This is a genomic window from Arthrospiribacter ruber (genome assembly GCF_019343195.1).
GTDB classification, from domain to species: Bacteria; Bacteroidota; Bacteroidia; order Cytophagales; family Cyclobacteriaceae; genus Arthrospiribacter; species Arthrospiribacter ruber.
Genome location: NZ_RPHB01000002.1, coordinates 562,262 through 587,336 on the forward strand (window position 1 = coordinate 562,262; position 25,075 = coordinate 587,336).

The following is a 25,075-nucleotide window of genomic DNA, read 5'->3' on the forward strand; positions in this document are numbered from 1 at the left end:
GCTTCCATCTAGCCATGGAGATGGTTAGCACATATTGAATCTTTACACAAGCTTAAAAATCCAAGGTTTCCAATCCACCTACCAATCATAGGTCCCCAAAAGGAAAACTTGCTTGGCTGCATTTATCATATTGGGGATTGAAGCCCACTCATCTGGAAATCCACGTTGACCACCTCTCTCACCTCCAAGCCCAATAGCCGAAGTTCCCCCGGCAATGGCAATATTCATATTGCTGCTACCTGCATTGGACATATTTGGAGTAAATCCGAGGTATTCGCTGACAGCTTTGGCATGAGAAACTAATGGGGTATCCAAAGCATTTGGAATCTGACCACCTGGAGTGATCTGAAAGGGTTCCATTTCCAATCCTATATTGGTCTCTTTAGAAACATCTTCGAGTATATTCAACACTTTGGTTTCCATTTCGGATAAGGTCTCATTATTAAGACTTCTCATGTCCAAAGAAAACCAGGCCGTTTCCGGTTTATGGTTAAAAACTTTACCACTTTCTATGATCGAAACGTTGATCACCGTCCGGTCCTCTTTGTAATCCATATCAAAAATCCTATCTATGGCCTTTGCCATCCCTTGGTTTACATTGGGCAATCCGCCCCGAAGGGTATGGCCTGCCGGACCTGTGGCTTTGATTTTGTACCAGTGTATGCCCATTGCACCATAACTGATACTTCTACCATCCCCAAGGATATCCACAAACCCCACACTTTTATCTTTAAATTGATTGTAGACATGGTGCATGCCTTTCAGTCCGGTCTCCTCCTGCGCCACTGCTGCAAACACCAAAGTATGGGAAGGAATCTGGCCGGACTTCATAATTGCTTCCGCTGCCAGTAGCATAGACACAGTAATTGAACTGGTATTGGTGCCGGGCCCCACTACCCTATCGCCTTCAATGACGGGAAGCTTACCTGATTCTTTTTGATGCAATGCTACTGTTTCCAAATCATCCAATGTGCTGATAAAAACCAATACCTGATCTGACTTTCCAGGAATGACCCCTATTGCATTGGGCATGTCATCCACTTTCACATCAGTTAAACCTATTTCTTTCATATATGTAGCCACTTTTTCGGCTCTTTCCAATTCTTTTCCCGATGGACTGATGATTCCTCCTATTTCTCTCAGCATCTGTGCGGAACGCTGTTGTTGCTTTTCTAAAAAATCCAAGCCTTCCATTTGACCTGAAGAGATAGAAAGATTTTGGGCTAAAATCACATTGACCATACCTAGCCATCCCAAGGTTATCAAAAATGATTTGTAGAAAAGACTGTTCATAGTTTCCGTTTTTTGGTACAGTATATCAAAAACCTGCTTAACCTGCCAGATTAACTTTTTGAATGGCATAAAAACTGTTAAATTAAGATTTGGGAATGTCTTTACTCCCTTTTTACTGAACCCAACCTTAACATATAACGAAAAAACAAACCCATGAAAAATCTAATAATAATCTTGTTGATCAGTCTTTGTCTGATTTATTTTTCCCAGATCGTCCAAGCCCAGCAACTGCATGTGGATGTACAGGATAAAGGGATAGCTGTCATGTCAGGGCAAAGATTGCTTCTTTTCTATCAAACCCAAAAAGCCTTTGTTCCGGACGGTGTGGATAATGCCTTTTCAAAATCAGGTTTTATACATCCCTTAAACACGCTTTCGGGTGAAACCCTCACCAGAATCCATCCCGAAGACCATTATCACCATTACGGGATTTGGGGACCATGGACCAAAACTTCTATTGCAGGGAGATCCGTGGATTTTTGGAATCTCGGAGATCAAAAAGGCAGAGTGGAGTTTGACAGCATATTATCGGTTCAGGAAAATGGGGATTGGGTGGAGATCAATGTCAGACAGAAGCATCAGGAAATGATGTCGAGTGGTACTTATAGGGTAGCGATGTGGGAAGAATTGCTTATCCGTGTAAAATCTCCGGAAAGCAAAAAATATCAGGTAGAGTACATCAGCAAACTTTCTCCTCAAAATCAAAACATTGTGTTGGAAGCTTATCGATATGGAGGAGGGATTGGATTTAGAGCGAGAGCCGACTGGGGTGCTGACAACAGTACCATCATTACTTCTAAAGATCTCTTAAGAAATGAGGCTGACGGAAAGGATGCGGAGTGGGTTTTGATAAAAGGTGCAATCAACTCTTCAGAGGTCAAAGCTGGATTACTATTGATGAGTCATCCTGGCAATTGGACACATCCTGAACCATTAAGGGTTTGGCCAGAAGATGCTGAGGGAGGTAAGGGAAATGTATTTCTCAATTTCACTCCGACGAGAAATGAAGCCAAGACCTTGGAAGTTGGAAAAACATATACCTTGAGGTATGGAATAGTTGTTTTTGATGAAGACATGAGCGTGGAAGAGTCAAAGCATCATTTCAATAATTTTAAAAATTCTGAAGCAAAGTAAAATGTAAGGTGGTCTGTAGAGGTGGGCTTTTAGCGAAAACCATTCACTTGAAAATTCAGTCTTTGAGGCAAAAGCCCTGAAGGGGTTGAATGAAAAACTGAACCATAAAAAAACCATGTCTCCAGATGACTTACGTCATACTTTTTAAAGGAAAAAAGCTCTTCCTTTACCTCAATTCAAAGATTTTAAACTAATTTAACCTTCACACTAAGTTGCGATTTATGAAACTCTCCCTATACCTTGGAAGCTACAAAAATGTCAAAGTCTTTATCCACTGGACTTTCTCAATTCTTTTGCTTTGGATCATCATTTCCAACTGGAGGCAGGGCATACCCGCAGCAGATATAGGTTGGACGATTTTGTTTGTCCTTTTGCTTTTCGTATGCGTCGTATTGCACGAATTTGGCCATGCCTTGGCTGCACAACGGTATGGCATACAGACCAAAGACATTATTCTGTATCCAATAGGTGGAGTAGCCCGACTGGAAAAAATACCTGAAGATCCCAAACAGGAATTATGGGTAGCCATAGCAGGTCCACTTGTCAATGTGTTTATTTTTCTGGCCTTATCAGTGGTACTGACTTTTACAGGATTTAATTTGGAAAGTCTTGAGGAACTGAAAATTAATCCCTCCACCATCCTCATGTACCTGGCTTCAGCCAATTTGATATTGGCAGTGTTCAACCTGATACCGGCCTTCCCTATGGACGGAGGTAGAATCTTGAGGGCCTTTTTAGCCATCAGACTTCCCAGAGCCAAAGCCACTCAGATAGCTGGCGGAATCGGACAGTTTTTGGCGATTTTCTTTATTTTCTTCGGGCTGTTCAATAACCCCATCCTGGTTTTGATCGGTATCTTCATCTTCTTGGGGGCATCCGCAGAAGTCAGCCACACCAAGCAGGAGAGCTTCCTTAAAGGTTACAAAGTAAAAGATGCCATCATGATGAAGTTCCCTATTCTTGCTTTTGATGCGCCCCTTTCCAAAGCAGTGGAAAAACTGCTCAATTCCCAAGCTACCCATTTTGTAATTGTTAGGGATGATGTAGCTATAGGCACCCTCAGTCGTAATGAAATCATAAAAGGGCTCAAAGAAGGAGAAGAAAGTCTCAGTATTGATCAGGTGGCAGACCTATCCCCGCTCAAGTTAGAAACTGAGCAAGATCTTGATGAGGCGTGGAAAATTATGCTTAGCAAAAATGTAAAAGTGGCCTTTGTAATTGAAAATGGACACTTTTTGGGAATTCTGGACCAGGAAAATATCTCTGAATTTGTAATGGTCAAGTCAGCTTTAAGTAAATAATTTAGCTTTTCATGGCAGAATTGAAACCTACAAATATCAAATGGTATCAGGAAAACCCCGAAGTTGTTTTGGACACACTAGGTTCAAATCTTGACGGCCTTTCAGATGATCTCGCATCCAAAAGATTGGTTGATTTTGGTAAAAACAAATTACCCGACAGGGCCATTATCAGCCTTTGGAAGATTATCTGGAGCCAGCTTTTCAATCCACTGATCTTTATTTTGATCGCTGCGGGAATCGCTTCCGTATTGATTGGGGAAGCAAAAGATGCGGTATTTATTCTTTTGGTGATCCTGATCAACACAGGCATAGGAGCGTATCAGGAATATAATGCAGAAAAAAGCGCCTCTAACCTGCAAAAGCTTTTGAAAATTAAATCCAAGGTGAAGCGCGCTGGCAAAGTCAAAGAAATAGATGCCGAGGAATTGGTGCCAGGTGATATTGTCTATCTGGAATCGGGAAACAAAGTCCCGGCAGACCTGAGGCTTGTGGAAGTAGCTGGACTGGAACTGGACGAAAGCCTGCTGACAGGAGAATCCCAATCAGTCAGAAAACATGTTGAGCGTATCCCAAAGGAAACTGAAGTCGCTGACCGGAAAAATATGGCTTATGCCGGTGCAACTGTCATCTCAGGCAGGGCAAGGGGAATAGTAGTCGCTACAGGCCTTCAGACAGAAGTTGGTAAAATTGCACTCAATGTGCAGGAAGGAGAATCCGCAAAACCACCTTTGATTCTCCGCATGGAGAAATTCACAAGAAATATTGCCAACATCGTCATTGTACTCAGTGTGATTTTGGCCATAATGCTCCGCGTTCAGGGCATGGATTTTGGCTCGATTTTCTTTTTTGTAGTAGCCTTGGCAGTATCTGCTATTCCTGAGGGGCTGCCCGTATCCCTGACGGTAGCCTTGGCTGTAGCCACTAGAAGGATGGCCAAAAGAAATGTTATCGTCAGAAAACTCACCTCTGTCGAAAGTTTGGGCAGCTGCACAGTCATTGCAAGTGACAAAACCGGCACCCTTACTGTCAATCAGCAAACGGTCAAGAAAATAAAACTTATCGACGGGCAGACTTTTGATGTCACTGGAGAAGGATACAATGGAGATGGAGAAATCCATTCAATCTCAAATCCTTCCGCAGCAGTTTCCTATGGGCATTCAAGCCTACTGGACCAGATCATCAGAATTTCCCTACTGGCCAATGAAGCTTCTCTCAAACAATCTGAAAACTCCTGGGAGTACCATGGAGATGCCATGGACGTGGCCTTATTGGGTATGGGGTATAAAACGGGCAGCAATGCAACAAATGTCGTAAACCTATCAGACCGTCTTGATGTGATTCCATATGAATCAGAAAGAAAATTCTCAGGGGCATTTTATCAGGATCGGGAAAACATAAAACTCGGAGTAAAAGGAGCGGTAGAAACCATTCTGGACTTTTGCCAACTGTCAACATCTGAAAAAGACAAAATCATGGCTGAGGCCAACCAATTGGCATTGAGCGGATACCGGGTTTTGGGTTTTGCTGAAGGGTTGGCGGACAATTTTAACAGAAAAGAATATTACCCCGACACTGACATCCAAAACCTGGGATTCTTAGGCTTGGTCTGCTTTATAGACCCTCTGAGAGCGGAAGCTAAGGAAGCTGTCAAAAAATGTAAAACAGCTGGCATAGAAGTTCTGATGATCACAGGAGATCACCCTGCTACTGCATCCAATATAGCATTAGAATTGGGCCTGAAGGAAAAATCAAGAAATGTGGTCACGGGCAAAATGCTTGCAGAAACAGGCGATCCGAAAAGTCCCGAATTTGCAGAACTAGTAGCCTCCACCAGTGTATTTGCCCGCGTTTCCCCTACCCAAAAACTGGAAATTGTCGATGCATTGATACAAAAAGGGGAGTTTGTGGCAGTTACAGGAGATGGAGTCAACGACGCTCCTGCATTGAGAAGGGCCAATATTGGTGTGGCTATGGGTTCAGGAACTGATGTAGCCAAAGAAGTAGGAGCCATGATTGTGGTCGATGACAATTTCTCCTCCATCGTAGCCGGGGTGGAAGAAGGCAGGTTTGCCTACGACAACGTGCGTAAGGTCATTTATCTACTGGTTTCCACCGGAGCGGCGGAAGTGGTGATGTTTATACTTTCCATACTGGCGGGCCTACCCTTGCCGCTATTGGCAGTACAACTTCTTTGGCTGAACCTCGTCACCAATGGCATTCAGGATAAGGCCTTGGCTTTTGAAAGCGGAGAAAAAGAAACCATGCAAAAAAGGCCCCGTAAGCCTTCTGAAGGGATATTCAACCGCATCATGTCGCAACAGTTGATCCTTTCCGGATTGGTGATCGGCTTGATTGCTTTTGGGTTTTGGCTTTATTTACAACTGTACACTGATATTGAAGAAAATGCAGCCCGGAATATGGTCTTACTTCTGATGGTTTGCATGCAAAATATACACATTTTCAATTGCCGTTCTGAGTACAAATCCACCTTCAAAATACCCGTAAATAAAAACTACCTGTTGATCCTTTTTGTCCTGGCAGCACAGGGTATCCACATCCTGAGCATGCACATCCCATTTATGCAGGACATCTTAAGGATACAACCCATTTCACTCCAACAATGGTTGCTGATACTTGGATTGGCACTGCCTGTTTTGTTGATAATGGAGTTGTTTAAATTGACTAAAAGATCATAAAGACTTTACCCCCTAATAGTAATATGCATCCAAAATTTCAAACCCCTGAAGCCGCCGTATCTTTGATAAAAAGCGGTGACAGGGTTTTTCTTCATGGAAGTGCTGCTACCCCAAGTTTTCTTGTAGAGAAATTAGCAGAACGAAAAGACGAACTGAAGCATGTAGAGATTGTATCAATTTCCACTTTCGGAGAGATGCCACTGGCAAATCCTGAAATGACCGAAAGCTTTTTCTTCAATTCCCTTTTTGTTTCCCAAAATATCCGCTCAGCAGCCAACAGTTCTAATGGAGGATATATTCCTGTTTTCTTAAGCGAAATTGGCCAACTTTTTAGAAGGAAGATTTTACTGCTTGATGTAGCGATCATCCACGTATCTCCGCCGGATGCTCACGGCTATTGCTCCTTAGGGGTATCTGTGGACATTGCCAAAGCCGCAGTGGATTCTGCAAAAATAATTATAGCACAAGTCAATGAAAACATGCCAAGAACGCATGGAGATGGACACATCCATTTCAGCAAATTCGACGCTGCTGTTTATGTAAATGAGCCTCTTCATGAAATTGACTACACTTCCAAAATCGGCCAATGCGAAATCCAAATTGGTCAACATATCGCATCGCTGATAGAAGACAGGTCAACTCTTCAATTGGGTATTGGTGCCATCCCTGATGCTGTATTACAACAGCTTCATCAACATAAGGACTTGGGAATCCATACAGAAATGTTCTCCAATGGTGTCATAAGGCTTCTTGAGTCTGGCGCTATCACCAATAAATTTAAGAAAAAGCATGCTGGAAAAATTCTTACCAGCTTTGCTGCAGGAACAAACGAGCTCTACAATTTTATCCATGACAACCCTTTGTTTTCCTTTCAGGAAGCTACTTATGTAAACGATTCTGCAGTGATCAGAAAAAACCCCAAAATGGTATCCATCAACTCTTGCATTGAAATAGACTTAACGGGCCAGGTATGCGCAGACTCCATTGGAAGCTTCCAGTATTCTGGTGTAGGAGGGCAAATGGATTTTATGAGGGGCGCTGCCTTGTCGGAAGGTGGAAAACCCATTCTTGCTTTGGGCTCTGTCACTAAGAAAGGTCAAAGTAAAATTGTACCTTTCCTCAAGGAAGGTGCAGGCGTGGTGACTACCCGTGCTCATGTGCATTATGTGGTAACTGAATTCGGAGTTGCCTATCTTTATGGAAAAAACCTCCGACAGAGAGCAGAATCCCTTCGGGACATCGCTCACCCTGACCACAGAGAAAACCTTGATCAGGCTATTTTTGAGAGGTTTGGAAAAAAAATAATCTGAGAACAAAATTAAGATTTTATGAAAAATTTCCTCACAAGCATTTTTACTTTCCTCCTTACTCTGGGCGTTTTGTCTGCCCAAACCATCAAGTCCCCTGACGGTCAACTTTCTTTACACTTCAAAATCAAAGAAGGAAAAGCCATTTACGCCCTTGATTTTGGACAAAAATCTGTAATCAAGCCTAGCCATCTGGGTTTTGAGATCAAAGACCAAGAACCGCTAGCTGATGGGTTTGTACTCGTAGAAAGTCAAACAGAAAGCCATGATTCCTATTGGACACCTGTCTGGGGAGAGGAGGACCGCATCCGAAACCATTACAATGAACTTTTGGTATCCCTGCTTCAAGAATCCACAGAGCGCAAACTGAATATCAGGTTCAGGTTATTTGACACAGGCTTAGGCTTCCGGTACGAGTTTCCCCTTCAGGACAAACTGGCCCATTTTGTCATCAAAGAAGAACTCACACAATTTGCCATGGCAGGCGACCACACTGCTTTCTGGATTCCAGGAGACTATGATACCCAAGAGTATGATTATACAGAATCCAAGCTCTCAGAAATCAGGCAACAGATGGAAAATGCGGTCACAGGCAACCTTTCCCAACAGCCATTTTCTCTGACAGGAGTACAGACTTCCCTGATGATGAAAACAGATGATGGCCTCTACATCAACCTCCACGAGGCAGCGCTTATCGACTATGCAACCATGCATTTGAACCTTGACGATGAGACCTTCACCTTTCAGTCTTGGCTCAATCCCGATGCCATTGGAGACAAAGGGTATCTTCAGGCGCCATCCCAATCCCCTTGGAGAACAATCATTGTCAGTGACGATGCCCGCAAAATCCTGGAATCGCGGATTACCTACAACCTCAATGAACCCTCTAAAATTGAGGATACTTCCTGGATCAGACCCATGAAATACATCGGTGTTTGGTGGGAAATGATTACAGGAAAAAGCTCCTGGGCCTATACAGACGAACTTCCTTCAGTCAGACTGGGAGAAACGGATTATACCAAAGTAAAGCCTAACGGCCGTCACGGGGCGACAACAGAAAATGTCAAACGTTACATAGACTTTGCCGCAGAACATGGGTTTCAAGGTGTTTTGGTTGAAGGATGGAACATTGGTTGGGAAGATTGGTTTGGCAATTCCAAGGACTATGTGTTTGATTTTGTCACTCCTTATCCTGATTTTGATCTGGAAGGAATACGGAATTATGCCAAGAGCAAAGGGGTGGAAATGGTCATGCACCATGAGACCTCCTCTTCTGTGAGAAATTATGAAAGGCACTTGGACAAAGCCTACCAGTTTATGAAAGATCACGGCTATCATTCTGTCAAATCCGGCTATGTAGGTGACATTTTGCCCAGAGGGGAAAACCATTACAGTCAATGGATTGTCAACCACTTCCAATATGCCATAGAAAAAGCTGCTGACTATCAAATTATGGTCAATGCCCATGAAGCCGTCAGACCTACAGGGGTAGCAAGAACCTGGCCTAATCTTATCGCCAATGAATCGGCAAGAGGGACAGAGTTCCAGGCATTTGGAGGCAACAAGCCCAATCATGTCACGGTACTCCCATTTACCCGCCTGATAGGAGGACCAATGGATTATACTCCCGGGGTATTTGAAATGGACATCAGTAAAATCAATCCGGACAACAACTCTTGGGTCAACAGCACCTTGACCAATCAGCTCGCACTATATGTCACCATGTACAGCCCTCTGCAAATGGCTGCTGACTTACCTGAAAATTATGAGCGCTTTATGGATGCTTTCCAATTCATCAAAGATGTACCGGTAGACTGGAAAGAAAGCAAATACCTCGAGGCCGAGCCAGGCTACTACTTGACCATCGCCAGAAAGGACAAAAACAGCAACAACTGGTTTGTAGGAAGTGTCAATGGCATCCAAGAAAGAGTATCTGAAATTTCATTTAACTTCCTTGATCCGGAAAAAACCTATATTGCAACGATCTATGCAGACGGTAAAGATGCCCATTACCGGAACAATCCACAGGATTACAGCATTCGCAAGGTGGTCGTCAACGCTAAATCCAGGCTGAAACAGAAGAAAGCTTCAGCCGGAGGCTATGCCATCAGCATCATGGAAGCCAGTAAAGAAGAAACAAAAGGTATCAAAAAGCTTTGAGCATGACTAAAAACAGACTGAATCATATCATCACAGCCCTGATTTTTTTTACAGTACTTTATTCCTGTGCCCAAAAAGGGACTGAAGAAAATAAAACAGAACCAGAATTCAATGAGCCTTTCAGGCCTCAATTTCATTTTACTCCTCCCAGCAATTGGATGAACGATCCCAACGGAATGGTCTATTGGGAAGGTGAGTACCATTTGTTTTACCAATACCATCCAGACGGCAATACTTGGGGCCCTATGCATTGGGGACATGCCATTTCAGAAGACCTGGTCCACTGGGAACATCAACCCATTGCGCTTTTCCCAGATGAACATGGGACTATTTTCTCGGGTTCCGCCGTAGCAGATACCGAAAACACCTCTGGTCTGGGCACCAAAGAAAATCCTCCACTTGTAGCTATTTTCACCTATCATGATGCCGAAGGAGAAGAAGCCGGAAAAGATGATTTCCAAACCCAGGGAATCGCATTCAGCACAGACAAAGGACGTTCTTGGACAAAATATGAAGGTAACCCGGTATTAAAGAATCCGGGAATCAAGGATTTTAGAGATCCCAAGGTCGCTTGGATCAAGGATCAATGGATTATGTCACTTGCTGTAAAAGACAAGATAAGCTTTTACTCATCACCCAACTTACTGGAATGGAAGCATGAGAGTGATTTCGCTCCCGATTGGGCAGCTTATGGAGGAGTTTGGGAATGTCCCGACCTTTTCCCCCTGCCAACTACAGATGGTAAAGAAAAATGGGTTCTATTTGTCAGCATCAATCCGGGTGGTCCGCAGGGCGGCTCCGCTACGCAGTATTTCATCGGTGATTTTGATGGAAAAAACTTTACTACAGAAACTACAGAAGTGAAATGGCTGGACTGGGGAGCGGATAATTATGCCGGAGTTACCTGGTCAAATGTACCGGAAACTGACGGAAGAAAAATCTTTATTGGCTGGATGAGCAATTGGCAGTATGCCCAAGAGGTACCTACAGAAAACTGGCGTTCTGCCATGACCATTCCAAGAAGTTTGGAGCTTTTCAGTGATGGAGAAGGGTATTCATTGGCCTCAAGGCCTGTCAAAGAACTTGATAAGCTCAGGTCAGAAACAAGCAACATTTCAGGAACTGAAGCTGAGTTGACACATGAATTGGTAGAACTGGAATTTGATATCACAGAAGAAGATTTTAGAATTGAGTTCCAAAATGAGGAAAACGAAAGGTTGATTTTGGAGAAAACAGGTGAGTTTGTTGTGCTGGACAGAGGTTTGTCCGGAATCACCAATTTCAATGCTGATTTTGAAAATACCCAAACTGCCCCTATTGGAAATATTCAGGCCAAGAATCTACGCATATTCATTGATCGGTCCTCCATTGAAGTTTTTATAAATGAGGGAGAATTGGTGTTGACCTCTTTGATTTTCCCAACCAGTCATTATAGCAAAATCCAAATGCATGGATTGGGAAGTGGAAAAGCACGTCACTTAAAAAGTATTTGGTAAATGAAAGGGTAAATAATATTTTCCCGCAGCGAACACAGCGCCCCCGAAGTGATCGAAGCGTGAATAATTAGCCTCAAAAATCAATAAGAGTTCTCCAAAACCTCGACTAAATTCACTAAACTTAGAATTGATCATTTTATTTCAACAAACAATTTCCAATTCTTCCCAAAGCACAATTTGAATTCAAACATAATATCTATTTAATATCCAATATCAATGAATATCGACCATATCAGCTTCAGGAGTTTTGATATTGTTCACTAAATTTCAGAACTCACAATATTCTTTCCTCTCCTACCTATGAACAAAAACTACGTTTTATTTCTCTCCATCACAGCCGCTTTGGGAGGTTTCCTGTTCGGTTTTGATACTGCTGTAATATCCGGTGCTGAAAGAGATATCCAGGCACTTTGGCAGCTCAGTGACTGGACCCATGGACTTGCTGTAGCCATGGCGCTTTATGGGACGGTGATTGGAGCGTTATTCGGGGGAATCCCAGCGGATAAATTTGGCAGAAAAGCCTCATTGGTCTGGATAGGTGTTTTCTATTTGGTTTCGGCAATGGGTTCTGCTTTGGCCAATGATGTCAATACATTTATGTTTTTTAGGTTTTTAGGAGGACTTGGCGTAGGTGCTTCCTCTGTTGTCGCACCCATGTATATTTCTGAAATTGCCCCTGCCAAAAGACGGGGACAATTGGTAGCCCTTTATCAATTCAATATTGTGTTTGGGATATTGGTCGCCTACTTCTCCAACTATCTTATCGGTACAGCCAACCTGACAGAAGCCTGGAGATGGATGCTTGGTGTAGAAGCAATTCCTGCCCTGATTTACAGTATCCTTATCATCAAAGTACCAAAGAGTCCAAGGTGGCTGATCGCCAAAAAGCAGGATTATGAAGGTGCAAGAGAAATCCTGAGTAAAACAGATCCAGAAGGAGTGGATGAGGCCATTTCACTTGCCATTGAGGAGAGCAAGGAAATTAAAGGCAATGTAGTCTGGACTGCTTTGTTTCATCCTAGGTTCAGAAAAGTGACCTTTTTTGCCTTTCTCATTGCCTTTTTCAACCAAATGTCCGGCATCAATGCCATCATCTACTTTGCTCCAAGGATATTTGAAGCGGCTGGAATAGCCACAGAAGATGCCCTGTTTTCTACCATTGGAATAGGAGTCATCAATATTGTTTTTACGATGTCAGGGCTTTATTTGATAGATAAACTGGGCAGAAAAGTACTGATGTATATAGGTTCCATAGGGTATATCATTTCCTTGTCCCTGATGGCGTACAGCTACTTTGGAGGTATGGTCAGCAATACCCTTTTGCCTTGGTTTGTATTTGTATTTATCGCCTCTCATGCGATAGGTCAGGGTTCAGTGATCTGGGTGTTTATTTCAGAAATATTCCCCAACGAACTCAGGGCATTTGGACAGTCCTTGGGCTCTTTCACGCATTGGATATTCGCAGCGGTGATTGCCAATCTCTTCCCCTTCTTTGCAAGCAACTTTGGAGCGGGGAATATTTTCGCCTTCTTTGCCCTGATGATGATCTTGCAATTGTTGTGGGTAGCATTTAAGATGCCGGAAACCAAAGGAAAATCATTAGAAGAAATTCAAAAAGAATTACAAAAAGAACATGTCTAAAAAAGTTGTCTGTTTCGGTGAAATGTTATGGGATTGCTTCCCGGATCATGAAATACCAGGAGGTGCACCTATGAATGTAGCACTTCACCTCAAGCAATTGGGCTTGGATGTCAAAATGATTTCCAGACTGGGAAAAGATGTACGTGGAGAGAAACTCCTGGCTTTTGTGAAATCCTATGGATTGGATACGGAAGAAATACAGTGGGATGAAAACCACCCCACCGGAACGGTCACTGTGGACAACAAAGATCCCGAAAACATACAATACACCATCAATGCACCTGCTGCGTGGGATCATATAACTCTCAGCAAGACCAATTCAAAAACAGTCAATGAAGCGGATGCCTTTATATTTGGGAGTCTGGGTATCAGAAACCAAATGAGCTGGGACAGCCTTTATCACCTTGTACATGCCCCCGTTCTCAAGATTTTTGACATTAATTTAAGGTCTCCTTACTATGATTTTGAGCAGATAGAAATCCTGCTGGGATATACAGACATTTTGAAAATCAATGAGGATGAGTTGCTGATTGTGGCTGACTATTTCGACATTCCTGTCAATTCCAAAAAGGATTCAGAAATTGCCAGCAGTGTAAGCGCATACCTTTGCGAACACTTCCCCATTCAGATGGTCTGTGTTACACTGGGCAGTAAAGGAGCTTTGATCTATGAGGAAGGGAAAATATCTTCACATCCAGGATACAAAGTAAAAGTGCAGGATACCGTAGGTGCTGGTGATGCCTTTTTGAGTGGTTTTGTAAAGGCATACTTAGACGGAAAAAAGAGCGGGGAAATTCTGGATTTTGCCTGTGCTTTAGGGGCATTTGTCGCTACGCAAAAAGGAGGTACGCCTAAGTATGATTTGAATCAAGTGGATGAAGTGAGAACAGGACTGTCATAAGCAATGAACGGTCCACTATTATTTCATTCTTTCTAGCCAATGATTTACTCGCCCTTTCATCACATTCAAATCGTCCAAACTGATATTCTCTCCTGTGACATTGGCTAATAAGGCTTCGGGAATGCAGGAAGCTGCCTGCTGCATATCTTTCCCTTTGGAACTTAAGCTAATCAGTACCTTCCTTTCGTCAGCCTTTGATTTTACCCGTTTCAATAAACCCATCTGCTCCATACGCTTGAGCAGAGGCGTGATGGTATTGGTATTAAGAATAAGTTTTTCGCTGATTTGTTTAACTGATAGGCCGTCCTTTTCCCAAAGAACTAACATTACCAAATACTGAGGATAGGTAATTCCTAATGCATCTAGCTGAGGCTGATATGCTCTAATGATCAACCTGGATAGTGCATAAAAAGGAAAACAAATCTGATTTTCCAACTTAAGTTGTTCCATTACTTTGTTTTTTTTTGAGTGACTTTAAATATTGCCAGGCACCAGTAGACCAAATTGCCCACAATACCAATAGAGGTTGGAAAAACAACCGAATTAACCTTGCTCTGTCAGAATCCAATCCAAAAGCATCTACCTCGTTATGGTATTGAGCCAAATTCCCTGGGAAAATCAAGATAAAAAATATCCCCGTAACTAAGCCAAAGAACACTTTCTGAGAAATAAAAAAGATCAAACCTAAACCAAGAATTATTTCTACAATTCCAGACAAAATCACAACCAGATCCGGATCCAAAGGCACCCACCGGGGAACTTGGGCCAAGAACTCTTCTCTATTAAACGTAAGGTGGCTCACCCCAGCATAAGCTAAAGCCAAACCCAAAAGCACTCTCATGATATGCTGTAAGACCATAGTCTTTGCTTTAAACTTAAATATATTCATAACCATAATTTCATTTTAAAATTTATATCGCAAACGATATAAATGTACACGGAAAATAAATCAAATCGCTCACGATCAAAATTATTTTTATTTAAGAAAAGCAAAATGATCAGGCCTTAGCATTATATTTAAGGACAAACCCTCTTTTTATTCTATGAAAAAATTGTTTTCTGCTTTCGCTCTTTTTTCTTTGACCCTTATCGCCTTATCAATTTTCTCAGGATGCGAATCCAAAGAAGAAATCAAAGAAGATCGGGTAAGCCTTTCTCCAGCTGAAATGGAACTTTACAGCCTGTTGATGACTTACAGGGCTGAATTAGGCTTACCGGAAATTCCTCTTTCCACTTCCATGACCATAGTCGCCCAAACCCATGTAAAAGACCTTCAGGAAAACAACCCCATGTCAGGTGAATGCAACAGTCACAGTTGGTCGGAATTTGGGGACTGGACACCTTGCTGCTATACCGCTGACCACTCCCAAGCTGCCTGCATGTGGAACAAGCCGCGAGAACTGACTAAATATACAGGGAATGGATTCGAAATAGCCGCTTACAATATGGCCAGCATCAATCCTTCCGGAGCCCTAAATGCTTGGAAAAACAGCCCCGGGCACGATGCCGTGATCAGAAACGATGGCCCTTGGAATCAAGAGTGGAAGGCCATTGGAATAGGTATAAACGGCAGGTTTGCAACTGTCTGGTTTGGCCGGGAAGCCGATCCTGCGGGGATACCAGGATAGTTTTTATTTCACCTTACGGGTCACTCATCCCCATTTTTCTCAAACTGATAAAAACTTATTGGCTTCTTGTTAGTTAACTAGGGGAGAACTTTAAACTAACTTAATATGAAAAATCTAAGAATTTTATCGCTGGCAGTGGCAACTTGCGTGACTTTGGCTGCCATTAGCTGCAACACAAAACTCAGACAAGAGGAGGATGAACCGGAAGTTTTGGACAAAGTGGTCGTTGAAGAGGAAGCTCCGACTGTGATTGAAATCGCAAGCGCTTCTGCTGACCATACTACCTTAGTAACAGCCATTTCAGAGGCCGGAATGGTCCCATCACTTAACGGTGACGGACCCTACACCATTTTTGCACCGACCAACAATGGGTTTGAAGCACTTCCTGAAGGAACTGTAGAAAACCTGCTTCAAGAAGAAAATAAAGAAAAACTTCAGGACATACTCAAATACCATGTAATATCTGGCGAAATCATGGCTGCTGACCTAGAAGATGGCAAGGAAATCACAACCGTGCATGGAGACAAGCTTAAAGTATCCATTAGGGACAGTAAAGTGTACATCAATGATGCCCAAATCACAGGTGCTGATGTGGAAGGCAAAAACGGAGTAGTACATATTATTGATGGTGTATTGCTTCCAGATTAATAGAACTCCTAAATTTAAAAAAGCCTGTAACTCATAAGAATTACAGGCTTTTATTTTTTAAAGTCAAGAACGATGCATCGGCCACATTTGGGGGGACATCTCAATTTTACGTCAACACCCATTTCGCAACAGCAGCGGTCTCTGGCTTGTTGCCTTTGACAATTTCCTCAAAATGTCAAAATTGGCATGAATCAAACATCAATCAATCCTCAAATCACTCTCCCCAAAGCTTTCTGCCAATTGCCATAAACATCTTTGTAAGCTTCAATTTTAGAACTTTCCGGCTCAAAAGAGGATAATTTTTCAAGGCCTGCAAATGCTTCCCCGGCATTGGAATAAATTCCCGCTCCGATTCCTGCTCCTCTAGCAGCTCCCTGAGCCCCATCGGTATCATAAAGCTCAAGCACCACATTATTCATATTGACAAATGCTTCCCTAAACAAAGGACTCAAAAACATATTTGCCTTTCCTGCCTTTACTGTATTCAGATTTAGCCCCATGTCCTTCATGATATCAAAACCATACTTGAGAGATGATACAATTCCTTCCTGCACTGCACGAAGAACGTGTTTTCGGTCATGCTGCAGTAAGTTAAGCCCTATCATGTGGGCACCTACAGGTTGGTTTTGCATGATGCGCTCTACTCCATTGCCAAATGGAATAAAAGATAATCCTTCAGCTCCAATATGTGTTTCCTGAGCCAGGTCATTCATTTCCGGGTAAGACACGGATTCTCCACCCAACAACTTCTTAACCCAGGAATTGAGTATCCCGGTGCCATTGATACAAAGCAAAACCCCATAATGTGGGTCATTTTCTGTGTGGTTGACGTGAACAAAAGTATTTACTCTTGATTTAGGGTCGTACACAGGCTTGGTACTCACTCCGTACACAGTACCTGATGTACCGGCAGTAGTTGCCAGTTCACCTTCCTGAAGCACGTTGAGCGAAAAAGCATTATTGGGCTGATCACCTGCTCTATATGTAATCGGAACACCTTCCTCTATACCCAAAATTTCCGCGGCATCCTTAGTCACTTTTCCCTGCTCAGAAAATGACGGGACCACATCTGCAATCAGGCCTTTATCAATGCCGTAATTTCCAAGAAGTTTTTCGGACAGCCCATTCACTTTAAAGTCCCAGAAAATCCCTTCAGAAAGACCGGTTTCAGAAGTTTTGATTTCTCCGCTTAGTTTCATGGCAATATAATCCCCAGGGAGCATGATTTTATAAATTTTTGAATAGAGCTCAGGCTCATTTTCCTTTACCCACTTGAGTTTGGATGCGGTAAAGTTTCCCGGAGAATTGAGAAGGTTAGGCAGACAATATTCTTCACCCAACTCTTCAAATGCCTTATTTCCTATTCCTACTGCCCTGCTATCACACCAGATGATCGCAGGTCTGATCACATTGAGTTCTTTATCAACACAGACAAGTCCATGCATTTGGTAAGATATCCCAATGGCTTTTAATTCACCTTTTTTTATTCCACCCTTTTTTACAATCTCTTTGGTGGTTTCGACAATATACTTCCACCACATTTCAGGGTCTTGTTCAGCCCAATCCTTTTTAGGAGCAAGGATTGGCATTTCTATTTTCGGAAGTCCTTCTGAAGCAATGGCTTTTCCGGAATCCGCATCCAACAAGGTAGCCTTTACAGAGGAGCTACCGATATCATATCCAATTAAAAGTCTCCTCATCTTACCAGAAAATTATATATAGTGCCGCTGTAATACCCGTGATGATAAATGCTCCGATCTTAAACGCCGCGCTTGTTTTAAACAATTCGCTATTGATCTCGATGCTGTTAGGATGATCTTTACCTTTACCTTCCACTAAGCTGATCAATACCATCAAAGCTGCAATGACCAAAAATACCACTCCCATCCTGTCAAGGAAAGGCAAATTAGGAGCAAGCCACTTCAACAATACTGAAAGTGGAATACTCACGGCTGCACCAGTAAGGGCTGCATTAGAGGTGGTTTTTTTCCAAAATACCCCAAAGAAGAATATCGCAAACACTCCTGGACTAATAAAACCTGTATACTCTTGGATAAACTGGAACGCCTGATCTAATTGTCCCAAGGCAGGTGCTACAATAGCTGCGATCACAAAAGCCACAACAGCGGTGATTCTTCCTACTGCTACTTGCTTGGTTTCAGAAGCATTTGGGCCAATGTATTTTTTGTAGATATCCATAGTAAAAATGGTAGAAGTACTATTGGCCATAGAAGCCAAAGATGAAACAATTGCCGCTGTCAATGCCGCAAAAGCAAGCCCTTTCAATCCCACTGGAAGCAATTGCAACAGTGTAGGATATGCCCTATCCGACTTGATGATTCCCGAAACAGGATCCTGCATAGACTGGATAAAGCCAGTATCTATTCCATTTTTCACAATCACCAAAGCTGCTATACCTGGTATTACCACGATCAAGGGCATCAATAACTTTAAGAAACCTGCAAAAATCATCCCCTTCTGGGCCTCATCTAGACTTTTGGCTGCCAATGCCCTTTGCGTAATATACTGGTTGAATCCCCAATAACTGAGGTTGGTGATCCACATACCTCCTACCAACACTGAAATTCCCGGTAAATCCTGATAAGCATCATATGTACCACCTTTGCCATCAGGGATCATCATTTCTCCCCTATCCAAAATCATAGAAAAATGACCTGGTACTTCTTGCCTCAACAGGCCAAGACCTTCCCATGCACTGCCTTCTCCTACCATCTGCAAGGCAATGTAGGTAGTAGCAAGACCTCCCAAAACAAGGAAGAATACCTGTACCACATCGGTCCAAGCAACAGCCTTTAGTCCACCATAAATGGAATAAATCATGGCAAAGACTGCCAGTCCGGCAATTCCATAACCTAAAGGCACATTTAGGATGGTATTTAAACTCAATGCCCCCAAATACAATACTGAAGTAAGGTTGACGAATACATAAAGCAATAGCCAAAAAATGGCCATGGTAGTTCTCACTCTGGTATCATACCTGTCCAAAAGAAATCCGGGCATGGTATAGATCCCTTTTTTGATATAAACAGGCAAAAAGAAAATCGCTACCACCAATAAGGTAATGGCTGCCATCCATTCATAGGTAGAAATCGCCAATCCAAGTGCAAAACCGGAACCTGACATACCGATAAATTGCTCTGCTGAAATGTTGGAAGCAATCAAACTGGCCCCTACTGCCCACCAGGGGAGTGCTTTGGAAGCCAAAAAGTAATCTTGGGAATTCTTGACATGGCCTTTCTTCTCTCTGGAGACAAAAAGCCCCATGCCCACTATCAGGCAACAATACCCGATAAATACAATGAGGTCTAAAGGTTCTAATAACATAGATTTGGTTTACTGTATAAGGTTTGAGTTGGTGGCCGATCCACAATTAGTACTATGTTCCGGCAACGAATAATCTCCAAATATAATGTTTTGCTTCAATTGACTAGGAAATTTCAAGTATTTATGCATACTAAAACAAGGTTATAAGCGATAATAGAAAAAGAAATTTGCCAATCAGATTCACTTTTTGCCAACAGTTATAGCAGATGAAGTGTCTTGCATACATTTAAATGTTTCTTTTGAAGAAACTTTCCTGTTACTTTGTATTTAAATCAGTGACACAATTCAATTCTCATTCTTTATCAGTATTTTAGATCGACAATAGAGTAAAGAGAATACCGCAATCTGATGAAATAAACCTTAAAGTCATAGCTATGTGACATCTCAAATCCCGTGAAAACAAATAGCCAATCCGAACTTCTGAGAAGGAAGGAAAATTTACTCTCCATTTTGGATCTTCTCACCCAAGAATCAAATGATGATTTTAAGCAAACTCTTGAATTAGGCCTGGCTTTAAGCCAAGCCAAAGCAGGTTATATATCGATTGAAGGATCTAAAAACCCTGTTGTCAAGACTTCAATGAATTCCCCCCTCACTGAATTTCTTCCGGAAGCTGGTTTTTTTTCGGAAAAATACAAGTCAGAGGGTCAGCCTATAAGTGTAGCTTCACTCCCCGACTCAGAGGATTTTGCGATTCAAAAATCCGCTTTCGAGAAGGTATCGCTTAGTTCTTTTTGTTACTTCCCTATTTTGGTTCAAAAAGGCATTTTTCTTGGAGAAATGGTTCTTCTTTTTGAAAGTATTCCTACATGGAAAAAAAAAGAGAAGGACAATCTTACTTTATTGGTTTCAAGGCTTTCTAGTACAATAGACCTGCGGCTTGAAATATCTCAAAAAAAGGCAAAGTCCCAAATTTTAAAAAATGGATTGAACTTTAAGAATTCACTCCTTTCCTCAATTCCTGATCTCCTTTTTGTGCATGACAAAGATGGGAATTACCTAGAGGTAATGGGGGGAAATGTGAAAGATCTTTTACTTAGTCCGAATGAATTTATAGGTAAAAATGTAAGGGAAATTCAGCCTGAAGATAGGTCCAACTATTTTTTTGAATCCATTAGAAATATTGAAAATGGTAAAGTGCCTGACCCTCTACAGTACACTTTAGAAACTAAAAACGGTTTACAAGTTTATGAGGCAAGAATAACACTTTTCTCAGATGACAAAGTAATAGTTTTGGTACGGAACATTACCCAAAAATCCCTGGCAGAAATGGAATTAAAAAAAACCAGGGAACTGTTGGAAATTTCTTCCAGCTTGGCAAAAATCGGTGCTTGGGACTTCAACCTCCTTGACAACACACTAGAATGGTCAAAGACCACCAAGACCATACATGAGGTAGAAGATGACTTTGTCCCTACTCTGGAAAAAGCAATTTCATATTATGCCAATAAAGAGGAACAGAAAAGAGTCAGCAACTTGGTTGAATATGCCATTTCAAGCGGCAGAACATTTGATGAAGAATTCCAGATAATTACGGAAAAAGGAAATCCTAAATGGGTTCGGTCATTAGGACAAGCAGCCTATGAAAACAACACCTGTGTGAGGATATTTGGAACCATTCAGGACATTACTGAAAAAAAAGAAGCCCAGATCTCCAAAGAGCTTAGCGAAATGGAATATAAAAAACTCTTTGACTTTATGGGGCAGGGAATAGTTTACCAATCAGCTGATGGAAAAATCATCAAAGCTAATAAAGCTGCTTCCAAAATCTTAGGCCTCAGCATGGATGAATTGCTTGGCAGAACATCCACTGATCCAAGGTGGAGAGCCATTTTGGAAGATGGTAAGCCATTTCCAGGAGAACTTCATCCTGCCATGCGTTCACTGAAAACAGGAAAGCCTTTAAAAAACCAAATCATGGGGGTTTTTCATCCTGGAAAAAACAATCCTACCTGGATCATGATTGACTCCGAACCGGAATTTAAAAATAATGGAAAAAAACCTTTTAGAGTTTTGACCTCATTTTTTGACATTACAGAACTAAAAAAAACCAGGCTAAAAATCGAAGAAAGTCAAGCCAACTTGCGTGCGATTATAAACAGCTCAAGCGAGGGGATTTTCGCAGTAGACCAGCACCTTAAGGTCAATTTCTGGAATAAGGCTGCCAAAAAGCAGTTCAAGATCCTTTACAAATCAAATATTGAAGAGGGAAAAGATTTACTTGAACTCATTCCAGAGGAACAAAAGGGCTTTTGGAAGAAAAAGTTTGAACAAGCACTTTTGGGAAATGAATCCCAGTTCAATGAATTTTCGGAGGAAAAAAATTACAACTTGGATTTCACGCTGAATCCAATCAAAATGGGCGACAAAGTTCTAGGTGTTGCAGCCTTCGTGACTGACATGCATGCCATAAGGCAATACATCAAGACCATAGAAACCCAAAACATCGCGCTGAAAGAAATCGGTTTTATTCAATCCCATATAGTCAGAGCACCAGTTGCCCGAATAATGGGACTGGTAATGCTTTTGGAAGAGGGTGAAATAGAAGAACTCAATACACCGGAAATCCTTCAGGAAATCATCAATTCATGCAAGGAACTTGATGAAACCATCCGTGAAATCTCCGCTAAGACCTATCATACTGCCCAATAAAAAAATCCTCCTAATTGATTATATCCTAAGTACCTTCATTTACCTCTTGACCTGCACTTTCCAAGAAGAACCTTACTTGTTAAAAAATTTAAACGCATTCTTTTCGGTAGCTCCCTTGCCTTGGCTATATTAAGGCATGATTGAATCGAAAATACCGCCAGGTCCAATTCAGGACAAATGGACCCAATATAAAGCTACCTGCCGGCTGATCAACCCGGCCAACCGAAGAAAATACCGGGTAATTGTGGTAGGAACAGGCTTGGCTGGCTCTTCCTGCGCAGCGAGTCTTTCTGAATTGGGTTTTCAGGTAGATGTTTTCACTTTTCATGAATCTCCCAGAAGAGCCCACAGTGTCGCCGCTCAAGGAGGAATCAATGCCGCCAAAGATTACAAAAATGACTGAGACAGTATTTGGAGAATGTTTTATGACACCGTCAAAGGTGGGGATTTCAGGTCCAGAGAAGCCAATGTATACAGAATGGCAGAATGCTCCCTGCCACTGATTGACCAAGCAGTAGCCCAAGGAGTGCCCTTTGCAAGGGAATACAGTGGATACCTGAGCAACAGGTCCTTTGGAGGTGTTCAGGTCAGCAGGACATTTTATGCAAGAGGACAGACAGGACAGCAATTGCTTCAGGGTGCCTATCAGTCACTGATCAGACAATCTGTAGATGGGAATGTCACCTTATACACCCGCCATGAAATGATGGACCTGATTTTACTGGATGGCAAAGCTAAAGGTATAGTAGCCAGAAACCTGGATACAGGTGATATTGAGATAAAAGAAGCCGATGCAGTCGTGCTGGCTACTGGTGGATACGGAAAAATCTATTACCTATCAACTTTGGCCATGAACTGCAATGCCTCTGCAATATGGAGAGCCCACAAGAGAGGGGCTTATTTCGCAGCACCCAGTTGGACCCAATTCCACCCCACATCTCTTCCACAGTTGGGAGATTACCAATCCAAGCTCACCCTCATGTCAGAATCCTTGAGGAATGACGGGAGAATATGGGTTCCAAAAAAACAAGGTGACCAAAGACCTCCACATCAAATCCCCGAAGAGGAAAGGGATTATTACCTGGAGAGGAAATATCCTTCATTCGGCAACCTTGCCCCAAGAGATATTTCCTCTCGAGCTGCCAAAGAACAAATCGACAATGGGCATGGTGTAGGACCTATGCAAAATGCCGTCTATCTGGATTTTGCAGATGCCATCAGGAGAGAAAGTAAATCAGCTATTGCCAAAAAATACGGGAATCTTTTTGATATGTATAAGAAAATCACAGGCATGGACGCCTATGAGCAGCCCATGTTGATTTCTCCCGCAGCCCACTTTTCTATGGGAGGTCTATGGGTGGATTATGAGCTGATGAGTAATGTGAAAGGCTTATTTGTACTGGGGGAAGCCAATTTTGCAGATCACGGAGCTAACCGCCTTGGTGCAAACTCCCTTCTGCAGGCCTGTGTAGATGGATATTTTATCTCTCCCCATACTATCATGAATTTCCTGGCGGGAGAAGTCCCTGAAATGAGTATTCCTGATGAGGTTAAATCATCTTATTTGAAACAAAACAAATCACGACTTGACAAATTACAGAGCATCCAAGGGAACACCACTGCGGAAGGATTCCACAGGAAATTGGGCATTATCCTTTATGGAAAATGTGGATTGATCAGAGAAAAAGAAACTCTGGTAGAGGCAAGATCGGAAATTTTGACCCTTCAACAAGCATTTTATCAAGACCTGACGGTTCCCCCGGGCCAAAACCTGAATTTCGAACTTGAAAAAGCAGCACGGGTAGAGGATTATATGGAATTGGCCCTATTGATTGTAGAAGACGCTTTACAAAGAGAAGAGTCCTGTGGAGCCCATTTCAGAAAGGAGCATCAGACCCCAGATGGTGAGGCCAAAAGAGATGATGAGAACTTCCAATATGTTTCGGTCTGGGAATCTCTCGGTGAAAACCAACACAAGCTTCATAAAGAAGCATTAAATTTTGAATACATCAAATTAAGCGAAAGGAGCTACAAATAGCATGAAACTGATTTTACAAATATGGAGGCAGGCAGGCAAAACAGCTAAAGGTGGTTTTGAAAAACATGAACTCAAGGAGCTTGACCCAAACATGTCTGTACCCGAAATGCTTGATTTTCTTAATGAGAAGCTGATCAAGGCAGGAAAAGACCCTGTTGCTTTTGAGTCAGATTGCCGGGAAGGTATTTGTGGGCAGTGTGGCTTTGTAATCAACGGACACATCCATAGCCCGGAAAAAAGTGCCACTACTTGTCAGACCCATCTCAGGAGTTTCAAAGATGGAGAGGAACTGTTTTTGGAGCCTTTCAGAGCAGCTGCTTTCCCCATCAAAAAAGACCTTTGTATAGACCGTACTGCTTTGGACAGGATCATAGGACAAGGCGGATTCATAGGAGTAAATACAGGTCAGGCACCGGAAGCAAACAGCATACTCATTGCCCATGATACAGCAGAGGCTGCTTTTGATGCAGCTGCCTGCATAGGCTGCGGAGCATGTGTGGCTGTCTGCAAAAATGCCAGCGCGGCTCTTTTTACCGGAGCTAAAATCAGTCATTTGGCCTTACTCCCACAAGGCAAGTTGGAGGCAAAAAAACGGGTGCAAAAAATGGTCGCACAGATGGACAAAGAAGGATTTGGCTCCTGCACGCTAACAGGCGCATGCGAAAAGGTCTGCCCTCAGGGCATCTCTATAGCACATATCGTCACCATGAACCGGGAATATTGGAAAAGCTAAAGCAAAATTGAACCATAAAAAAGAGGCTGTCTCATAAATTGATCTTCAGATTTATTGACCAAACAAAACTCTGTTTAAGAGTTAATTCCTTTGTGACTTAGA

At 42.4% G+C, this 25,075-nt stretch carries 17 protein-coding genes and 1 pseudogene; 13 read left to right on the forward strand and 5 right to left on the reverse strand.

The features are described from left to right. Window positions 1-78: 78 nt before the first annotated feature. On the reverse strand, window positions 79-1,293 hold the full coding sequence (locus EGN73_RS05365; RefSeq protein WP_219287488.1) for a M20 family metallopeptidase: 1,215 nt from the start codon (window positions 1,291-1,293) through the stop codon (window positions 79-81). Window positions 1,294-1,446: 153 nt separating this feature from the next. On the opposite strand from EGN73_RS05365, the gene EGN73_RS05370 reads away from it, so the two are divergent. From EGN73_RS05370 to EGN73_RS05405, 8 genes are all read left to right on the forward strand, one after another. After that, window positions 1,447-2,427 (forward strand): DUF6807 domain-containing protein, encoded by a 981-nt coding sequence (locus EGN73_RS05370; RefSeq protein WP_219287489.1) that lies wholly within the window; start codon window positions 1,447-1,449, stop codon window positions 2,425-2,427. Window positions 2,428-2,648: 221 nt separating this feature from the next. After that, window positions 2,649-3,728 (forward strand): site-2 protease family protein, encoded by a 1,080-nt coding sequence (locus EGN73_RS05375; RefSeq protein ID WP_219287490.1) that lies wholly within the window; start codon window positions 2,649-2,651, stop codon window positions 3,726-3,728. Between the two features lie 11 nt (window positions 3,729-3,739). Beyond that, window positions 3,740-6,424 (forward strand): cation-translocating P-type ATPase, encoded by a 2,685-nt coding sequence (locus EGN73_RS05380; RefSeq protein ID WP_219287491.1) that lies wholly within the window; start codon window positions 3,740-3,742, stop codon window positions 6,422-6,424. A 23-nt stretch (window positions 6,425-6,447) separates the two neighbouring features. Next, window positions 6,448-7,734, forward strand: a complete 1,287-nt coding sequence (locus tag EGN73_RS05385; protein ID WP_219287492.1) for an acetyl-CoA hydrolase/transferase family protein — start codon at window positions 6,448-6,450, stop codon at window positions 7,732-7,734. Window positions 7,735-7,752: 18 nt separating this feature from the next. Continuing rightward, window positions 7,753-9,891: a glycoside hydrolase family 97 protein gene (locus EGN73_RS05390; RefSeq protein WP_219287493.1), complete on the forward strand. Its 2,139-nt coding sequence runs from the start codon at window positions 7,753-7,755 to the stop codon at window positions 9,889-9,891. A gap of 2 nt (window positions 9,892-9,893) precedes the next feature. Beyond that, window positions 9,894-11,387, forward strand: coding sequence for a glycoside hydrolase family 32 protein (locus EGN73_RS05395; RefSeq protein WP_219287494.1), 1,494 nt, complete (start codon window positions 9,894-9,896; stop codon window positions 11,385-11,387). Window positions 11,388-11,687: 300 nt separating this feature from the next. Continuing rightward, window positions 11,688-13,028, forward strand: coding sequence for a sugar porter family MFS transporter (locus tag EGN73_RS05400; RefSeq protein ID WP_219287495.1), 1,341 nt, complete (start codon window positions 11,688-11,690; stop codon window positions 13,026-13,028). Then, window positions 13,021-13,929 carry a carbohydrate kinase family protein gene (locus tag EGN73_RS05405; RefSeq protein WP_219287496.1) on the forward strand — a complete coding sequence of 303 codons (909 nt, stop codon included), beginning with the start codon at window positions 13,021-13,023 and terminating at the stop codon, window positions 13,927-13,929. The genes EGN73_RS05400 and EGN73_RS05405 overlap by 8 nt, the downstream gene beginning before the upstream one ends. Window positions 13,930-13,947: 18 nt before the next feature. On the opposite strand, the gene EGN73_RS05410 is transcribed toward EGN73_RS05405, so the two are convergent. Next, window positions 13,948-14,379, reverse strand: coding sequence for a MarR family winged helix-turn-helix transcriptional regulator (locus EGN73_RS05410; RefSeq protein ID WP_219287497.1), 432 nt, complete (start codon window positions 14,377-14,379; stop codon window positions 13,948-13,950). Next, complete coding sequence (locus tag EGN73_RS05415) at window positions 14,366-14,818, reverse strand: DoxX family protein (RefSeq protein WP_219287498.1); 453 nt, start codon at window positions 14,816-14,818, stop codon at window positions 14,366-14,368. Before EGN73_RS05415 ends, EGN73_RS05410 begins: the two co-directional genes overlap by 14 nt. A 154-nt stretch (window positions 14,819-14,972) precedes the next feature. On the opposite strand from EGN73_RS05415, the gene EGN73_RS05420 reads away from it, so the two are divergent. Continuing rightward, window positions 14,973-15,557, forward strand: coding sequence for a CAP domain-containing protein (locus EGN73_RS05420; protein ID WP_219287499.1), 585 nt, complete (start codon window positions 14,973-14,975; stop codon window positions 15,555-15,557). 105 nt (window positions 15,558-15,662) lie between these two features. After that, window positions 15,663-16,205 carry a fasciclin domain-containing protein gene (locus tag EGN73_RS05425; protein ID WP_219287500.1) on the forward strand — a complete coding sequence of 181 codons (543 nt, stop codon included), beginning with the start codon at window positions 15,663-15,665 and terminating at the stop codon, window positions 16,203-16,205. Between the two features lie 209 nt (window positions 16,206-16,414). Here EGN73_RS05425 and EGN73_RS05430 read toward each other — a convergent pair whose 3' ends face one another. Together EGN73_RS05430 and EGN73_RS05435 are read right to left on the reverse strand one after the other, a co-directional pair. Next, window positions 16,415-17,905 carry a xylulokinase gene (locus EGN73_RS05430; protein ID WP_219287501.1) on the reverse strand — a complete coding sequence of 497 codons (1,491 nt, stop codon included), beginning with the start codon at window positions 17,903-17,905 and terminating at the stop codon, window positions 16,415-16,417. Window position 17,906: 1 nt separating this feature from the next. Next, complete coding sequence (locus EGN73_RS05435) at window positions 17,907-19,550, reverse strand: sodium/sugar symporter (RefSeq protein WP_219287502.1); 1,644 nt, start codon at window positions 19,548-19,550, stop codon at window positions 17,907-17,909. 393 nt (window positions 19,551-19,943) lie between these two features. Here EGN73_RS05435 and EGN73_RS05440 point away from each other — a divergent pair, with 393 nt between their 5' ends. The 3 genes and pseudogenes from EGN73_RS05440 to EGN73_RS05450 all read left to right on the forward strand — a co-directional run bounded on the left by EGN73_RS05440 (window position 19,944) and on the right by EGN73_RS05450 (window position 24,973). After that, window positions 19,944-22,202, forward strand: coding sequence for a PAS domain-containing protein (locus tag EGN73_RS05440; protein WP_219287503.1), 2,259 nt, complete (start codon window positions 19,944-19,946; stop codon window positions 22,200-22,202). Window positions 22,203-22,338: 136 nt separating this feature from the next. Beyond that, window positions 22,339-24,240 (forward strand): annotated as a pseudogene (locus tag EGN73_RS05445) (fumarate reductase/succinate dehydrogenase flavoprotein subunit). Window position 24,241: 1 nt separating this feature from the next. Beyond that, a complete protein-coding gene (locus EGN73_RS05450; protein WP_219287504.1) occupies window positions 24,242-24,973 on the forward strand; it encodes a succinate dehydrogenase/fumarate reductase iron-sulfur subunit in 732 nt (243 codons plus the stop codon). The last annotated feature ends 102 nt before the right edge of the window (window positions 24,974-25,075 follow it).

What these genes read in the sequence shown, in the direction of transcription:
- EGN73_RS05365 (WP_219287488.1), bottom strand. Translation starts at nt 1,293, where the DNA reads ATGAACAGTCTTTTCTACAAATCATTTTTGATAACCTTGGGATGGCTA.
- EGN73_RS05370 (WP_219287489.1), top strand. Translation starts at nt 1,447, where the DNA reads ATGAAAAATCTAATAATAATCTTGTTGATCAGTCTTTGTCTGATTTAT.
- EGN73_RS05375 (WP_219287490.1), top strand. Translation starts at nt 2,649, where the DNA reads ATGAAACTCTCCCTATACCTTGGAAGCTACAAAAATGTCAAAGTCTTT.
- EGN73_RS05380 (WP_219287491.1), top strand. Translation starts at nt 3,740, where the DNA reads ATGGCAGAATTGAAACCTACAAATATCAAATGGTATCAGGAAAACCCC.
- EGN73_RS05385 (WP_219287492.1), top strand. Translation starts at nt 6,448, where the DNA reads ATGCATCCAAAATTTCAAACCCCTGAAGCCGCCGTATCTTTGATAAAA.
- EGN73_RS05390 (WP_219287493.1), top strand. Translation starts at nt 7,753, where the DNA reads ATGAAAAATTTCCTCACAAGCATTTTTACTTTCCTCCTTACTCTGGGC.
- EGN73_RS05395 (WP_219287494.1), top strand. Translation starts at nt 9,894, where the DNA reads ATGACTAAAAACAGACTGAATCATATCATCACAGCCCTGATTTTTTTT.
- EGN73_RS05400 (WP_219287495.1), top strand. Translation starts at nt 11,688, where the DNA reads ATGAACAAAAACTACGTTTTATTTCTCTCCATCACAGCCGCTTTGGGA.
- EGN73_RS05405 (WP_219287496.1), top strand. Translation starts at nt 13,021, where the DNA reads ATGTCTAAAAAAGTTGTCTGTTTCGGTGAAATGTTATGGGATTGCTTC.
- EGN73_RS05410 (WP_219287497.1), bottom strand. Translation starts at nt 14,379, where the DNA reads ATGGAACAACTTAAGTTGGAAAATCAGATTTGTTTTCCTTTTTATGCA.
- EGN73_RS05415 (WP_219287498.1), bottom strand. Translation starts at nt 14,818, where the DNA reads ATGAATATATTTAAGTTTAAAGCAAAGACTATGGTCTTACAGCATATC.
- EGN73_RS05420 (WP_219287499.1), top strand. Translation starts at nt 14,973, where the DNA reads ATGAAAAAATTGTTTTCTGCTTTCGCTCTTTTTTCTTTGACCCTTATC.
- EGN73_RS05425 (WP_219287500.1), top strand. Translation starts at nt 15,663, where the DNA reads ATGAAAAATCTAAGAATTTTATCGCTGGCAGTGGCAACTTGCGTGACT.
- EGN73_RS05430 (WP_219287501.1), bottom strand. Translation starts at nt 17,905, where the DNA reads ATGAGGAGACTTTTAATTGGATATGATATCGGTAGCTCCTCTGTAAAG.
- EGN73_RS05435 (WP_219287502.1), bottom strand. Translation starts at nt 19,550, where the DNA reads ATGTTATTAGAACCTTTAGACCTCATTGTATTTATCGGGTATTGTTGC.
- EGN73_RS05450 (WP_219287504.1), top strand. Translation starts at nt 24,242, where the DNA reads ATGAAACTGATTTTACAAATATGGAGGCAGGCAGGCAAAACAGCTAAA.